Genomic DNA, 13,948 nt, shown 5'->3' on the forward strand with positions numbered 1-13,948 from the left:
CCCCTTACTTGCCGCCGATAAAGCCGGGCACGCGCGTGCGCCGCTCGACCCAGCGCATGATCAGCATGACCGTCAGGTTGATCAGCATGTACATCAGCGTCACCGCGATAAACGACTCATACGGCCGCGCCGTGTAGTCCACCAGCTGACGGCCCTGCGCCGCGAGCTCCAGCAGACCGATGGTCGACGCCACCGCGGAGTTCTTGAAGATGTTCAGGAACTCGGAGGTCAGCGGCGGCACGATGACGCGAAACGCCATTGGCAGCAGCACGTGGCGGTACGTCTGCGCGAGCGTAAAGCCCATCGCCAGCCCGGCGTTGCGCTGGCCGCGCGGCAGCGAATTGATACCCGAGCGCACCTGCTCGCAGACCCGGGCCGCCGTAAAGGTGCCGAGGCAGAGCATGGCCGCCAGAAACTGCTGCGTGAACGGGTTCATCTGCTTGATGGCGTCACCGAACGGCAACAGTTCGGGAATCACGAAGTACCAGATGAACAGCTGCACCAGCAGCGGGATGTTGCGGAAGATCTCGACGTAGGTGGCCGCGATTCCCGACAGGAATTTGTTGGGCACGGTGCGCAGTACGCCAAGCACCGAACCGATGACGAGGGCGATGACCCACGAGGAGAGCCCAAGCGCGATCGTGACCTTCAGACCGGAAATCATCCAGTCGAGGTACGTCTCGTTCTGCGCGGCCTGCTCGAGGAAGACTCCCCAATGCCAGTTGTAATCCATGTTGCGTCCTCAAAAAGAAACGGAAGGACTTCTCCTTCCGTTTCGCACTCATCTGAGCGATATCTCAGTCAAGCGCCTTGTCGTTCGGGTTCTTGAAGAGCGCCTTCATGTCTTCCGACAGCGGGAAGTCCAGGTTCAGGCCCTTGGGCGGGACCGGTTGCTGGAACCACTTGGTGTACAGCGTGTTGATCGAGCCGTCCTTCATCATGCCGATGATGGTCTGGTCCGCCACCTTCTTGAACGGTGCATCGTCCTTGCGGATCATGCAGCCATAGGACTCACGCGATTGCGGCTTGCCGACCACGACCCAGTCGTTCGGGTTCTTGGCCTTGGCGCGCTCGCCATACAGCAGGGCATCGTCCATCATGAACGCGACGGCACGGCCCGACTCCAGCGTCAGGAACGACTGGCCATGGTCCTTGGTGCTGATGATGTTCATGCCCAGCTTCTGCTCGTCGTTCATCTTGCGCAGCAGGCGCTCCGACGTCGTACCGGCCGTGGTCACCACGTTCTTGCCCTTGAGGTCGGCCCAGTCCTTGATGCCGCCGTCCTTCTTCACCATGATGCGGGTGCCGATGATGAAGATGGTGGTGGTGAAGGAAACCTGCTTCTGACGCTCCAGGTTATTGGTCGTCGAGCCGCACTCGATATCGATGGTGCCGTTCTGCAACAGCGTGATGCGGTTCTGCGAGGTGATCGGGATTTCCTTCACCTGCAGGTTCGGCAGCTTCAGTTGCTCCTTGATGGCTTCCACGATCTTGGTGTTGATGTCGTAGGAATAGCCAACCTGGCGCACGCCACCGAGGTTGTAGTTGAAGGGAATCGACGAATCCCGCACGCCCAGCGTGATGACACCCGTTTCCTTGATTTTCTGCAGCGTGCCCGTCAGCGGCTCCGCGGCCTGTGCGGCACCGCTCAGGATGCCTGCCGCGATCATCACGCCAGCCAGCTTGGCAAAATTCATAACATCTCCTTGACCATGAAGAGAAAGGCGGCACTCTAGCAAAAAACAGTCCGCCAGCGAAATAGTATTGCTTAGCTGCCCATCTGGACAACGGGTTTTCCCCTAACTGGTGCGAATTCCGACATGGTGTCGCGAGCCTGCGCCAGATTGAGGCGAAATCGTTCGAATCCGCTGTTCCCGTCCCAATACACAAAAACGCGGTCACTGGCGCCAGCCGGTAACCGCGTTCTCCCGCGACGTATTGTCACATGGCACGTCATATGCACCGCGCACGGCGGCCTGGTGCAATGCAACAAGCCACCGTGCGCGGACGCCGGTCAGGGATACAGACCGCGCATCTCGCGCGCCTGCAGGATCCGCGTACATGCAACGATGAACGCCGCCGTGCGGAGCGTAACCTTATTGTCCTGGGCGACCTGCCAGATCGCCCTGAACGCTTCTTGCATGATCCGTACCAGCCGTTGATTGATTTCTTCCTCGGTCCAGAAGAAGCTCGAGAAGTCCTGCACCCATTCAAAATACGACACGGTCACGCCGCCGGCGTTGGCGATCACGTCCGGCGCCACGAGGATATTGCGCTCGCGCAGGATATCGTCGGCGTCGGGGGTGGTCGGGCCGTTGGCGCCTTCGATCACCAGGCGGGCCTTGATCTGCTGCGCCTTGGCGGCGGTCAGCTGACCTTCCAGCGCGGCCGGGATCAGGATGTCGCAGTCGACCTGCCAGAACTGTTCGGTGGACAGCTTTTCCGCCTGGAAACCGTCGATGGTGCCGCCGTGCGAGGCGTATTCGATCATCGCCGGCACGTCGAGCCCGGCCGGGTTGTACAGCGTGGTGCGGTGGTCCTGCACGGCCACCACGTGGGCGCCGGCTTCATGGAACAGCCGCGCCGCGACCGAACCCACGTTGCCGAAGCCCTGCACGGCCACGCGCGCACCCTTGATTTCCATACCGAGGTTGCGCGCGGCTTCCGAGCCGACCACGAACACGCCGCGGCCGGTCGCATCGCGGCGGCCCAGCGAGCCGCCGAGCGAAATCGGCTTGCCGGTAACCACGCCGGTGGCCGTGCTGCCTTCATTCATCGAGTAGGTATCCATCATCCATGCCATCACCTGCTCGTTGGTGTTGACGTCGGGCGCCGGAATGTCCTTGTTGGGGCCGATGATGATGTTGATCTCGCTGGTGTAACGGCGCGTGATGCGCTCCAGCTCGCCTTGCGACAGCTTGCGCGGGTCGACCCGCACGCCGCCCTTGGCGCCGCCGTACGGCACGTTCACCGCGGCGTTCTTGACCGACATCCATGCCGACAGCGCCATCACTTCCGACAGCGTCACGTCCTGGTGGAAGCGCACGCCGCCCTTGCCCGGACCGCGCGAGGTGTTGTGCTGCACGCGATAGCCCTCAAAATGGGCGATGGTGCCGTTGTCCATTTCGATCGGCACGTCGACGATCAGCGCGCGCTTGGGGCGCTTGAGCGTTTCCACCCAGCGTGCCAGCGAGCCGAGGTACGGCGTCACGCGATCGACCTGCTGGAGGTAGATACCCCATGGACCGAGATCGTTGGGGTTCAGGTACGACGGGAGGGAATGGGCAGAGGTGATGATGGAAGATTGCGACGGTGCTGCGGAAGACATGGCGGGTTCCACGTGTGAAGGTGACAGCAAGGATATCGGCGCTGCCGTGCGCCGATCCAATGCCGTTTGCTCATTCGCCCGACGACGGTTATGCATTTCTGGCATAACCATGCGAAATTGACAGTCCCGCCCTTCGTCTACCCCGCGGCAGGCCCGCCCGCCTGTTCCGCCCTGGCCACCAGCGCGGCCCACACGCGATCCACCAGCTGGCGCTTGCGCCGGCCTTGCCCGCCGCGGCGCTCGTGATGGTTCTCGCCGGGACGCTCGCGATACAGGCGGATCTCCATATCGATGGACTGCGGCAGTCCGCGCGCGGCCTCGGCCCGCACCAGGCGGCCCTGCTGCACGTCCTCGCGCACCGCGCTCTCGGGCAGGAACGCCATGCCGTGGCCGGCCAGCGCCATCACCTTGAGGGCCTCGGCCATATCCGTCTCGTAGCATTTGTCGAGCTTGAGCGTGTCGGCGGCGGACTCGGCCAGCAGCATGTCGACCATGCGGCCGAGAAAGGCATTGGGCGTATAGCTGAGAAAGGGCACCGGCTTCTTGTCGGTGCCCGGCAGACGGAACAGCGGCCGGCCGGCCGCATCGGGCACGCTGTATGGCGATAGCCGCTCGGTGCCGAGCACGAGCATGTCGTAATGGGCCGGATCGAGCTGGATCGCCTGGCGTGGATGGTGATAGACCATGACGAGGTCGCAGCCGCCCTCCACCAGTGTCAGCACCGCGTCGTGGACGTTGAGCGCGCGCAGGCGGCATGGCAGCGTGCCGAGCTCGCGTTCGAGCGCCTTCAGCCATTCCGGGAAAAATGTCAGCGAAAGCGTATGCGGCACGGCGAACTCCAGCACCTGCGCATTGGCGGAGCGCTGGCCGCGCAGCAGCGCGCGGGTCTCGCTGACCTGGGCGAGCATGGCCAGCGCCTGCTCGTAGAACACCTTGCCGGCGGGCGTCAGGCTGGTGGGGTAACTCGAACGGTCGATCAGCTCGGTGCCGACCCAGGCCTCGAGCGACTGGATGCGGCGCGAGAACGCCGGCTGCGTGACGTGGCGCAGTTCGGCCGAGCGCGAGAAGCTGTGCGTCTCGGCCAGGCTCACGAAGTCTTCAAGCCATTTGATTTCCATGGCCGCGATTATCGCGCGCGGCGGCATTGCGTGGGCGCTGAGCATATCATGCCAGCGACACCGCGTTAATTAGAACAGGATTACAATTTGCACGATATCGACACCCAAAAACGCACGTTGCGGCTCGGGGCGCACGCCTATGATGGGGCGTTTGCGAATCCAACCTTTGCCGGAGACCGTGATGACCCTCAATCCTGGCCGCCCCGCGATGTCCAGCCCCGCGATGTTCGGCGCTGACCTCGCCGGTGCCCGAGCCGCCCAAGCCGCCCAGGCCGCCCAGGCCGCGCTGCTGCCATTTGCCCACAGCATGGAAGCCGCGCTGGCGGACAGCGCGCGCAGGGTCTCCGCCGGCATCGAAACCTGCCTGCCCGATGCCGAGACGCTGCTGGCCGCACTGCCGCCCGGCGCGCTCGACGGCGACCCCACGACCTATACGCGCCACCTGCTCCACGGCGATCCGTTCGGCCGCTTCTCGGTGATGCTGCTGGTCTGGCGCCCGGGCCAGACCAGCCCGGTGCATGGCCACCGCGCGTGGTGTGCCTATCGCGTGCTGCGCGGCAACATGACCGAGCGGCACTACCGCTGGGATCCGGCGACGCGCCGCGCCAGCCTGGCCAATGCCGTGCCGCGCGCGGCCGGCGACACGTTCAGCGTGCCGGCCGGATTGCGGCATATCCATGCGCTGGCCAATACCGGCGACGAGGTTGCCGTCACGCTCCACGTCTATGGCGTGGAGGCCCAACACATTGCCACCGGCGTGAATCTGCTGGTGGAGACCGCCCCCAGCTGACCGCAAGGACATTGCAAGGACACCCATGGATCGTTACGACCGCCAGATTCTCGCCCTGTTGCAGGAAGACGCCACCACGCCGGTCGCCGAGATCGGCGAAAAGGTCGGCCTGACTTCGACCCCGTGCTGGCGCCGGATTCAGAAACTCGAGGAAGCCGGCGTGATCCGGCGGCGCGTGGCGCTGCTCGACGCAGGCAAGCTCAACGTCGGCGTGACGGTGTTCGTGTCGGTCCGCACCAACCAGCACAATGCGCGCTGGCTCAAGGCATTCCACGGCCTGGTGTCGTCGATTCCGGAGGTCACCGAGTTCTATCGCATGGCGGGCGACACCGATTACCTGCTGCGCGTGGTGGTGCCCGATATTGCCGCCTATGACGCGGTCTACAAGAAACTGATCCAGGGCACCGAACTCGCCGATGTCAGTTCCAGCTTTGCGATGGAACAGATCAAGTACACCACCGCGCTGCCGCTGGACTACGCCTGAGCGCGGCCGCCGGCGTCATGCATCCTGCGTGGCGTCCCCCACCTCCATGTCGCCCGCGTCGAGCGCATCGACGTCCGCCTGCGCGGCGCTGCGCGCCTGGATGCGCCACATCTCGGCATAGCGGCCGTCTGCGCGCATCAGTTCCGCATGCGTGCCACGCTCGATCACGCGGCCGCGATCCATCACCAGGATCTGGTCCGCATGCACCACCGTCGACAGCCGGTGCGCGATCAGCAGCGTGGTGCGGTTCTGCGCCAGCCGCATCAGCTCGGCCTGGATCGCCTGCTCGGTGCGCGAGTCGAGCGCCGAGGTTGCTTCGTCGAACACCAGGATCGGCGGATTCTTCAGCAGCGTGCGCGCGATGGCCACGCGCTGCTTTTCGCCGCCCGAGAGCTTGAGGCCGCGCTCGCCCACCGGAGTGTCGTAGCCCTGCGGCAGTTCGCGGATGAACTGGTCGATCTGCGCCGCGCGCGCGGCCGCGATGACTTCCTCGCGCGTGGCGTCGGGCCGGCCGTAGGCAATGTTGTAGTAGATGCTGTCGTTGAACAGCACGGTGTCCTGCGGCACGATGCCGATCGAGCGGCGCAGGCTGTCCTGCCGCACCTGGCGCAGGTCCTGGCCATCGATCTCGATCCCGCCCGTGTTGACATCGTAGAAGCGGAACAGGAGCCGCGCCAGCGTGGACTTGCCGGAGCCGCTATGGCCCACCACGGCGGTGGTGGTGCCGGCCGCGATGGTGAAGTCGACATCGTCGAGGATCACGCGGTTGCTCTCGTAGCCGAAGCCGACATGGCGGAAGCGCACCGAGGCGCCGCGCACCTGCAGCGGCGGCGCCTCGGCCGCGTCGGCGATCTCCTGGTGCGTGCCGAGCAGCACGAACATGCGATCCATGTCGGTGGTGGCCTGCTTGATCTCGCGGTAGATCACGCCAAGGAAGTTGAGCGGGATATAGAGCTGGATCATCAGCGTGTTGACCAGTACAAGGTCGCCCAGCGTGAGCTTGCCGGCCGCCACGCCGACCGTCGCGCGCCACAGGATCAGGATCAGCCCGATGGCGATGATGGCCTGCTGGCCGAAGTTGAGCAGCGACAGCGAGTTCTGCGAACGGATCGCCGCGCTGCGGTACTTGAGCAGGTTCTCGTCGTAGCGGCGCGCCTCGTAGTCCTCGTTGCCGAAGTACTTGACGGTCTCGAAGTTGAGCAGCGAATCGATGGCCTTCTGGTTGGCGCGCGAATCGAGCTCGTTCATCCTGCGGCGGAAATGCGTGCGCCATTCCGTCACGATGACGGTGAAGCCGATATAGCCGAGCAGCGCGCCGGCGGTGATGGCGGCGAACCACAGGTCGTAGCGCACCACGAAGAAGCCGATCACCAGCGACATCTCCACCAGCGTCGGCAGGATGCTGTACAGCGAATACGAGATCAGTGACTGGATGCCGCGCGTGCCGCGTTCGATGTCGCGGCTCATACCGCCGGTCTGGCGTTCGAGGTGAAAGCGCAGCGAGAGCGCGTGCAGATGCCGGAACACCTGCAGCGCGATCTCGCGGACCGCGCTCTGTGTCACCTTGGCGAACAGGATTTCACGCAGTTCGGTGAAGAGCGTACCGGACAGCCGCAGCATGCCGTACGCCACGATCAGGCCCACCGGCACCACCAGCAGCGCGCGCGGGTCGCCCGCGCCGATGTTCATGCTGTCGATCAGCCGCTTCATCAGCACCGGCACGCCAAGGTTGGCAACCTTGGCCAGCACCAGGCACGCGAGCGCCAGCAGCACGCGCCACTTGTACTGCCAGACGTAAGGCAGCAGGTTGCGTACCGTCTGCCAGTCGCTGCGGGACGCGCCCTGGCCGGAGAAAAGCGAGTTGGCCGGGGCCGTGGGGGCGGGCTCGGCGGTCGAGGAATAGCGGCGCATACGTTAGAATTCTGGCCAATGCCGCGATTGTCGCAGAGATCGCGTGACGCGGCAGGGCCGCGTTACCGCCCCCGGCCCGCACATACTGCCCGCGCCGGGCCTTACCCCCCGGCCCCGCACCTGCTTCAACGACCCGGCACCCGCCTCAACGATCCGACACCGCCTGGACGATCCGGCACCGCCTCAACGACCCGGCGCCTGCCTCGGCGGCCCGGCCACCCTCCATACCGATTCCACATGAACCAGCCTGCCACCGTTCCCAGCCTGCCCGAGGGCAAGAATCCCGCACTCCGCGTCGTGCCGATGCCCGCGGACGCCAATGTGCATGGCGACGTGTTCGGCGGCTGGATCATGGCGCAGGTCGATATCGCCGGCTCGATCCCCGCGGTCGAGCGCGCGCAAGGCCGCGTCGCCACCGTGGCGGTCAACTCGTTCCTGTTCAAGCACCCGGTATTTGTCGGCGACCTGGTCAGCTTCTACGCCGATATCGTCAAGACCGGGCGCACCTCGATCACGGTGTCGGTCGAGGTCTATGCGCAGCGCATGCGCCACAGCAACGCCATCGTCAAGGTGACGGAGGCGATGTTGACCTATGTGGCGACCGACGAAAACCGCCAGCCGCGCGTGCTGCCGACGGCCTGACCCGCCTCGGCCCCACGCGCTGCGCCGGCTCACGCAAACTGCGTGAAGTCGGGCTTGCGCTTTTCGAAGAACGCGGCAAACGCTTCCCTGGCCTCAGGCGCGGCCAGCATGCGCGCGAACACACCGGCCTCCTCGGCCATCTTCTGCGCCACCGCCGTCGCGTCGTTGCCCTTCATCAGCCGCTTGGTCTCGCGCAGCGATGAGGCCGGCAACGCGGCCAGCCGCGCCGCCTGCGCGCGCACATAGCCTGGCAGCTCCGCCACCGGCAGCACTTTCGTCACCAACCCGATTTCGAACGCCTCCTGCGCGGGAAACGGTTCTCCCAGCAGCAGCTTCTCGGCGGCGCGCTGGTAGCCGAGCAGGCGCGGTAACAGCAGGCTCGACGCCGCCTCGGGGCACAGGCCGAGCTGCACGAACGGCAACGACAGGCGCGCGGTATCCGAGGCATAGACCAGGTCGCAGTGCAGCAGCAGCGTGGTGCCGATGCCGACCGCCGCGCCGCTGACCGACGCGATCACGGGCTTGCTCGCGCGGCTGATGGCGTCGAGGAACTGGAACACCGGCGCCGGGGTGCTCCCGGTGTTGCCGGCGGAGGGCGGGCGCTTCATGAAGTCTTCCAGGTCGTTGCCGGCGGTAAAGATCTCCGGCTTGCCCTCGATCACGATCACGCGCACCGCGGGATCGTCCTCCGCCGCGCGCAGGGCGTCGGCCATGGTCTGGTACATGGCCGACGTGATGGCGTTCTTCTTGTCGATACGATCGAACGCGATGGTCAGGACGCCCGCCTCGATCTGCGTGGCAATACTCATGTCGAACCTCGTCTCACTGTGTCGTTGGTATGTCGGGACACCGCTCATGCGAACGGCGGTGCGGCTTCCGAAAGATAGCTCAGGCCGAACGCGCCCGCGCCCACGTTGAGCGCGACGGTCAGGCTCATGGGTGCCAGCATCAGGTCGACGCCGGCGCCGCGCGCCAACGTGGCGAGCGACTGCCAGGCCGGCATGGCGCGAATGGTGTCGAGCGGCCCGGCATACGATGCGGAAATCTCGGGCGTCAGCAGCCGCCCCATGCGCAGGCAGGTCTCGGCATGCGCGAGCACGCGGCGCACGCCTTCGTCCGCACCCCGTGCGCGCGCAATGGCCTCGGTCTCGCCGCGGTGCATGCGGATCACCGGCCGCAGGTTGAGCGCGCTGCCCAGCAGGTAGCGGCTCCACGTGATGCTCTGCTCGCCTTTCTGCCGGGCGCGCGTGTACATGTAGAGCAGCTCGTTCGGCACCAGGAACATATGGGCCGCGTCGCGCAGGCGCGTCTCCACGGCATGCGCCACGGTCGCCGCATCCGCGCCGCCATTGAGCAGGCGTGCCGCCTCCTTGACGATCAGCGCCTGGCCCGGACCGATCGCGCCGGTATCGATCACCGTCAGGTCGAACAGCCCGGTGCGCCCGACATCCTTGCGCAACTTGAAGCTGCGCGCCACGGTGCCGACCACGGCGCCGCTGGCATGCGCGTGGAGCCGGCTGCGCGCGCCGGCGATGGTCAGCAGCAGCGCGCGGTCGCAACTGGTGACCACATGCCGCAGCAGATGCTCTTCAAGCTCGCGCTCGACCAGCGGGATCGATTCGGCGAAGTGGTCCTGCTTGCCGACCAGATAGCGCTGGTACAGGTCGGGCAGCGCCTCCTCGTCGCGCATGTCGACCACGAAGCGGTCGCCCGCACGGATACGGAACGGGATGGTGCGGACGCCGAGCGCATGCATCGTCGCGCGCGGCAGGTCACAGGCCGCGTCGGCCAGGATGACGGTCTCCTGCATGGTGTGGGTTTCCTCCCTTTACAGTGAACTCCAGTGTTGGCATCTCCGTGTCAATCGCACTGCGTATCTTCATCTGATCGGGGAGTGGAGCGCCGCCGGGCCACCCTGGCGACCTGGCCGTCAATGGCGGGCGGACGGTCCGTGCGGCGCGTTCAGACGCGCTCGAATATGCCGGCGGCGCCCATGCCCGTGCCGACGCACATGGTCACCATGCCGTACTTCAGGTTGTGGCGACGCAGCGCGTGTACCACGGTGGCGGAACGGATCGCACCGGTCGCACCCAGCGGGTGGCCCAGCGCGATCGCGCCGCCCATCCGGTTGACGCGGGCCGGATCGAGGCCCAGATCGCGGATGACCGCCAGCGACTGCGCCGCGAAGGCTTCGTTGAGCTCGATCCAGTCCATCTGGTCCTGGGTCAGCCCGGCCGCCTTCAACGCGGCGGGAATCGCCACCTTCGGGCCGATGCCCATGATCTCGGGCGGCACGCCACGCACCGCGAACGACACGAAGCGCGCGAGCGGCACGAGGTTGCACTGCTTGAGGATCTTCTCCGAGACCAGGATCAGCGCGCCGGCGCCATCGGAGGTCTGCGAGCTGTTGCCGGCCGTCACGCTGCCCTTGTTGGCAAACACCGGGCGCAGCCTGGCCAGGCCTTCGAGCGAGGTGTCGGGACGCGGACCTTCGTCGAGCGACAGCGTGCGCGTCTTGACGCTGACCTGTCCCGCGGCGAGGTCGGGAAACTTCTCGACGATCTCGATGGGCGTGATCTCGTCGGCAAACTCGCCGGCCTGCTGCGCGGCCATCGCCTTCTGGTGCGAGGCCAGCGAGAACGCGTCCTGGTCCTCGCGGCTCACCTTCCACTGGTCGGCCACTTTCTCGGCGGTCAGGCCCATGCCGTAGGCAATGCCAACGTTCTCGTCGCGCTGGAAGATCGACGGCGACATCGACGGCGCATTGCCCATCATCGGCACCATGCTCATCGACTCGGTGCCGGCCGCAATCATCACGTCGGCCTCGCCCACGCGGATGCGGTCGGCCGCCATCGCCACGGCCGACAGGCCCGAGGCACAGAAGCGGTTGACGGTGATGCCGCCCACGGTATTGGGCAGGCCCGACAGCAGCGCGCCGATGCGCGCCACGTTGAGGCCCTGCTGCGCTTCGGGAATCGCGCAGCCGACGATGGCGTCCTCGATCAGCGCGGGGTCGAGCGATGGCACCTGGGCCACCGCGGCCTTGAGCACCATGGCCAGCAGGTCGTCCGGACGCGTGTGCCGGAGCGCGCCCTTGGGGGCCTTGCCGATCGGCGAGCGGGTGGCGGCGACGATATAGGCGTCTTGCAGTTGTTTCATGATGTCGGTTCCTCGCTTGCCTGTTAGTTGCGCACCGGCTTGCCGGTCTGCAGCATGCCCATGATGCGCTCCTGCGTCTTGCCCGTGCCGAGCAGGTCGATGAAGGCCTTGCGCTCGAGCGCGAGCAGCCACTCCTCGCTCACCAGCGAGCCGGCTTCCACGTCCCCGCCGCACACCACCTCGGCAATGCGGCTCGCAATCAGGAAGTCGTGCGCGGAGATGAAATTGCCGTCGCGCATATTGACCAGCGACGCCTGGATAGTGGCGATGCCCGAACGGCCGGCCACCGGCACCAGCGCCCCGGGCAGCGGCGCGCGGTACCCGGACTCGGCCATCGCGCGCACTTCGTTCTGTGCCACGTGCAGCAACTCATGCACGTTGAACACGATGGGGTCGGTGGCCTGCACGTAGCCGAGCCGGCGCGCGTCGAGCGCGGAGGTCGATACCTTCGCCATGGCCGCCGCCTGGAAGCGGTTGGTCAGGAACTGCAGGTAGTTGGTGCTGCCGGCCGCCTCCGCCGCGCGCGCCGCCGCCAGCACGGCCTCCTTGAGGCCGCCGCCGGCCGGTACCAGGCCCACGCCGACTTCCACCAGCCCCACGTAGCTCTCGAACGCCACCACGCGCCGGGCCGACTGCAGCATCAGCTCGCAGCCGCCGCCGAGCGCAATGCCGGACACCGCGGTCACCACCGGCACCGCCGCGTACTTGACGCGCATCATGGTGTCCTGGAACTTCTTCACGAATGGCTCGATACCCTTGGCGCCGCCCATCATGAAAGCCGGCATCGCCGCTTCGAGGTTGGCACCGGCCGAGAACGGGCCGCCCGGATTGCCGAGCTGCAGCGAGGTGGGCTGCCACACCACGAGGCCCTTGTAGCCGGCCTCGGCGAGGTCCACCGCGTGCGCGAGGCTGTCGAGCACATCGGGGCCCATGGTGTTCATCTTGCTCTTGTACGAGATGATCAGCACATCGTCGGCACCCTCGCTGGTCCAGATGCGCACGCCGTCGTTCTCCTCGACGGTGCGGCCGGCACGGCGCGGATCGGCTGCCTCGGCGCCCTTCAACGCGGCCCGGAACGCCTGGCGCCGGTACACCGGCAGGTCGGTGCGCGCGACAAAGCCGCCGGTGGCCGGCGACCACGAGCCGGCCGGCGTATGCACGCCCTGCGCGGCGGCCACCGGCCCCTCGAACACCCACGCCGGCAGCGGCGCGCTGGCAAGCGCGCGGCCGGCGTCGATGTCTTCGCGGACCCATTCCGCCACCTGCTTCCAGCCGGCGGCCTGCCAGTCCTCGAACGGGCCCGAGTTCCAGCCGAAACCCCAGCGGATCGCGAGGTCGATATCGGCGGCCGAGCCGGCGATCTGTTCGAGGTACACCGCGATGTAGTGGAACACGTCGCGGAACACCGCCCACAGGAACTGGGCCTGCGGATTGGTGGACTCGCGCAGCAGCCTGATGCGCTCCGCCGGGTCCTTCTTGAGGATGCGCGCGACGATCTCGTCGGCCTTCTTGCCCGACTCCACGTACTGCCCGCTGGCGGCGTCGAGCACCTTGATGACCTTGCCGTCCTTCTTGTAGAAGCCGGCGCCGGTCTTCTGGCCGAGCGCGCCGGCATCGACCAGGCCCTTGAGCACGGCCGGGGTCTGGTAGACCGGCGCGAACGGGTCGCCCTGCAGGTTGTCCTGCATGGTCTTGATCACGTGCGCCATGGTATCGAGGCCCACCACGTCGGCGGTACGGAAGGTGGCCGACTTGGCGCGCCCGAGCCGGGTGCCGGTGAGGTCGTCGACGATGTCGAACGGAATGCCGTACTTCGCCGCCTCGGCAAACACCGCCAGGATCGAGAAGATGCCGACGCGATTGGCGATGAAGTTCGGTGTGTCCTTGGCGCGCACCACGCCCTTGCCGAGCGTGGTGGTGAGGAATGCCTCGAGCTGGTCGAGGATCTCCGGCCGGGTGGTCGCGGTCGGGATCAGCTCCACCAGGTGCATGTAGCGCGGCGGGTTGAAGAAATGCACGCCACAGAAGCGCGTCTTGAGATCGGCCGCGAAGCCCTCCGACAGCGCGCCGATCGACAGGCCCGACGTGTTGGTGGCAAAGATCGCGTGCGGCGCCAGGTGCGGCGCCACCTTCTGGTAAAGGTCGTGCTTCCAGTCCATGCGCTCGGCAATGGCCTCGATCACGAGGTCGCATTCGGCCAGCAGCGCGATATCGTCCTCGTAGTTGGCCGGGCGGATCAGACCCGCCTCGTCCTTGATGCCGAGCGGTGCCGGCGACAGCTTCCTGAGGTTGTCGATGGCCCGCAGCGCGATGCCGTTCTTCGGGCCTTCCCTGGCGGGCAGGTCGAACAGCACCACGGGCACGCGCGCGTTGACCAGGTGGGCCGCGATCTGCGCGCCCATGACGCCGGCCCCAAGCACGGCGACTTTCTTGACGATGAAATTAGACATGCGCGCTCCAGTGTTTGGCAGCGTTGAAATGGAACATGGCGAGCGGTGGCCTCGCCGCCCCCACAC

At 66.4% G+C, this 13,948-nt stretch carries 12 protein-coding genes; 3 read left to right on the forward strand and 9 right to left on the reverse strand.

Translation table 11 applies throughout. From position 1 onward, the window contains the following. Nucleotides 1–4: 4 nt before the first annotated feature. The 4 genes from DFLDMN_RS10365 to DFLDMN_RS10380 form a co-directional block, all read right to left on the reverse strand. Nucleotides 5–733: an amino acid ABC transporter permease gene (locus tag DFLDMN_RS10365; RefSeq protein WP_423194884.1), complete on the reverse strand. Its 729-nt coding sequence runs from the start codon at nucleotides 731–733 to the stop codon at nucleotides 5–7. 64 nt (nucleotides 734–797) lie between these two features. Next, nucleotides 798–1,697, reverse strand: a complete 900-nt coding sequence (locus DFLDMN_RS10370) for a glutamate/aspartate ABC transporter substrate-binding protein (protein WP_423194885.1) — start codon at nucleotides 1,695–1,697, stop codon at nucleotides 798–800. A 317-nt stretch (nucleotides 1,698–2,014) separates the two neighbouring features. Further along, complete coding sequence (locus DFLDMN_RS10375; RefSeq protein WP_423194886.1) at nucleotides 2,015–3,328, reverse strand: Glu/Leu/Phe/Val family dehydrogenase; 1,314 nt, start codon at nucleotides 3,326–3,328, stop codon at nucleotides 2,015–2,017. 137 nt (nucleotides 3,329–3,465) lie between these two features. After that, entirely contained in the window at nucleotides 3,466–4,446 is a 981-nt protein-coding gene (locus DFLDMN_RS10380; RefSeq protein WP_423194887.1) for a LysR family transcriptional regulator, read from the reverse strand. Between the two features lie 223 nt (nucleotides 4,447–4,669). Between DFLDMN_RS10380 and DFLDMN_RS10385 the strand changes: the two genes are divergently transcribed. Both DFLDMN_RS10385 and DFLDMN_RS10390 read left to right on the forward strand, forming a co-directional pair. Continuing rightward, entirely contained in the window at nucleotides 4,670–5,236 is a 567-nt protein-coding gene (locus tag DFLDMN_RS10385) for a cysteine dioxygenase (protein WP_423198376.1), read from the forward strand. A 25-nt stretch (nucleotides 5,237–5,261) separates the two neighbouring features. Continuing rightward, nucleotides 5,262–5,720, forward strand: a complete 459-nt coding sequence (locus DFLDMN_RS10390) for an Lrp/AsnC family transcriptional regulator (protein WP_423194888.1) — start codon at nucleotides 5,262–5,264, stop codon at nucleotides 5,718–5,720. Nucleotides 5,721–5,735: 15 nt separating this feature from the next. Here the strand turns inward: DFLDMN_RS10390 and DFLDMN_RS10395 are convergent, their stop codons facing one another. Next, on the reverse strand, nucleotides 5,736–7,631 hold the full coding sequence (locus tag DFLDMN_RS10395) for an ABCB family ABC transporter ATP-binding protein/permease (protein WP_423194889.1): 1,896 nt from the start codon (nucleotides 7,629–7,631) through the stop codon (nucleotides 5,736–5,738). Nucleotides 7,632–7,868: 237 nt separating this feature from the next. On the opposite strand from DFLDMN_RS10395, the gene DFLDMN_RS10400 reads away from it, so the two are divergent. Continuing rightward, complete coding sequence (locus DFLDMN_RS10400; protein WP_423194890.1) at nucleotides 7,869–8,273, forward strand: acyl-CoA thioesterase; 405 nt, start codon at nucleotides 7,869–7,871, stop codon at nucleotides 8,271–8,273. 29 nt (nucleotides 8,274–8,302) lie between these two features. Here the strand turns inward: DFLDMN_RS10400 and DFLDMN_RS10405 are convergent, their stop codons facing one another. From DFLDMN_RS10405 to DFLDMN_RS10420, 4 genes are all read right to left on the reverse strand, one after another. Further along, the gene (locus DFLDMN_RS10405; protein ID WP_423194891.1) at nucleotides 8,303–9,082 is read right to left on the reverse strand and encodes an enoyl-CoA hydratase; all 780 of its coding nucleotides are present in this window, start codon (nucleotides 9,080–9,082) and stop codon (nucleotides 8,303–8,305) included. Nucleotides 9,083–9,126: 44 nt separating this feature from the next. Further along, a complete protein-coding gene (locus tag DFLDMN_RS10410) occupies nucleotides 9,127–10,083 on the reverse strand; it encodes a DegV family protein (RefSeq protein ID WP_423194892.1) in 957 nt (318 codons plus the stop codon). Nucleotides 10,084–10,235: 152 nt separating this feature from the next. Beyond that, nucleotides 10,236–11,435: an acetyl-CoA C-acyltransferase gene (locus DFLDMN_RS10415; protein ID WP_423198377.1), complete on the reverse strand. Its 1,200-nt coding sequence runs from the start codon at nucleotides 11,433–11,435 to the stop codon at nucleotides 10,236–10,238. A gap of 20 nt (nucleotides 11,436–11,455) precedes the next feature. Continuing rightward, complete coding sequence (locus tag DFLDMN_RS10420) at nucleotides 11,456–13,882, reverse strand: 3-hydroxyacyl-CoA dehydrogenase/enoyl-CoA hydratase family protein (protein ID WP_423194893.1); 2,427 nt, start codon at nucleotides 13,880–13,882, stop codon at nucleotides 11,456–11,458. Between the last annotated feature and the right edge of the window lie 66 nt (nucleotides 13,883–13,948).

The organism is Cupriavidus sp. H19C3, assembly GCF_049393815.1.
Taxonomy (GTDB): Bacteria; Pseudomonadota; Gammaproteobacteria; order Burkholderiales; family Burkholderiaceae; genus Cupriavidus.

Excerpts from the sequence above, each read along its gene's own strand:
- DFLDMN_RS10365 (WP_423194884.1), bottom strand. The coding sequence starts at position 733 with ATGGATTACAACTGGCATTGGGGAGTCTTCCTCGAGCAGGCCGCGCAG.
- DFLDMN_RS10370 (WP_423194885.1), bottom strand. The coding sequence starts at position 1,697 with ATGAATTTTGCCAAGCTGGCTGGCGTGATGATCGCGGCAGGCATCCTG.
- DFLDMN_RS10375 (WP_423194886.1), bottom strand. The coding sequence starts at position 3,328 with ATGTCTTCCGCAGCACCGTCGCAATCTTCCATCATCACCTCTGCCCAT.
- DFLDMN_RS10380 (WP_423194887.1), bottom strand. The coding sequence starts at position 4,446 with ATGGAAATCAAATGGCTTGAAGACTTCGTGAGCCTGGCCGAGACGCAC.
- DFLDMN_RS10385 (WP_423198376.1), top strand. The coding sequence starts at position 4,670 with ATGTTCGGCGCTGACCTCGCCGGTGCCCGAGCCGCCCAAGCCGCCCAG.
- DFLDMN_RS10390 (WP_423194888.1), top strand. The coding sequence starts at position 5,262 with ATGGATCGTTACGACCGCCAGATTCTCGCCCTGTTGCAGGAAGACGCC.
- DFLDMN_RS10395 (WP_423194889.1), bottom strand. The coding sequence starts at position 7,631 with ATGCGCCGCTATTCCTCGACCGCCGAGCCCGCCCCCACGGCCCCGGCC.
- DFLDMN_RS10400 (WP_423194890.1), top strand. The coding sequence starts at position 7,869 with ATGAACCAGCCTGCCACCGTTCCCAGCCTGCCCGAGGGCAAGAATCCC.
- DFLDMN_RS10405 (WP_423194891.1), bottom strand. The coding sequence starts at position 9,082 with ATGAGTATTGCCACGCAGATCGAGGCGGGCGTCCTGACCATCGCGTTC.
- DFLDMN_RS10410 (WP_423194892.1), bottom strand. The coding sequence starts at position 10,083 with ATGCAGGAGACCGTCATCCTGGCCGACGCGGCCTGTGACCTGCCGCGC.
- DFLDMN_RS10420 (WP_423194893.1), bottom strand. The coding sequence starts at position 13,882 with ATGTCTAATTTCATCGTCAAGAAAGTCGCCGTGCTTGGGGCCGGCGTC.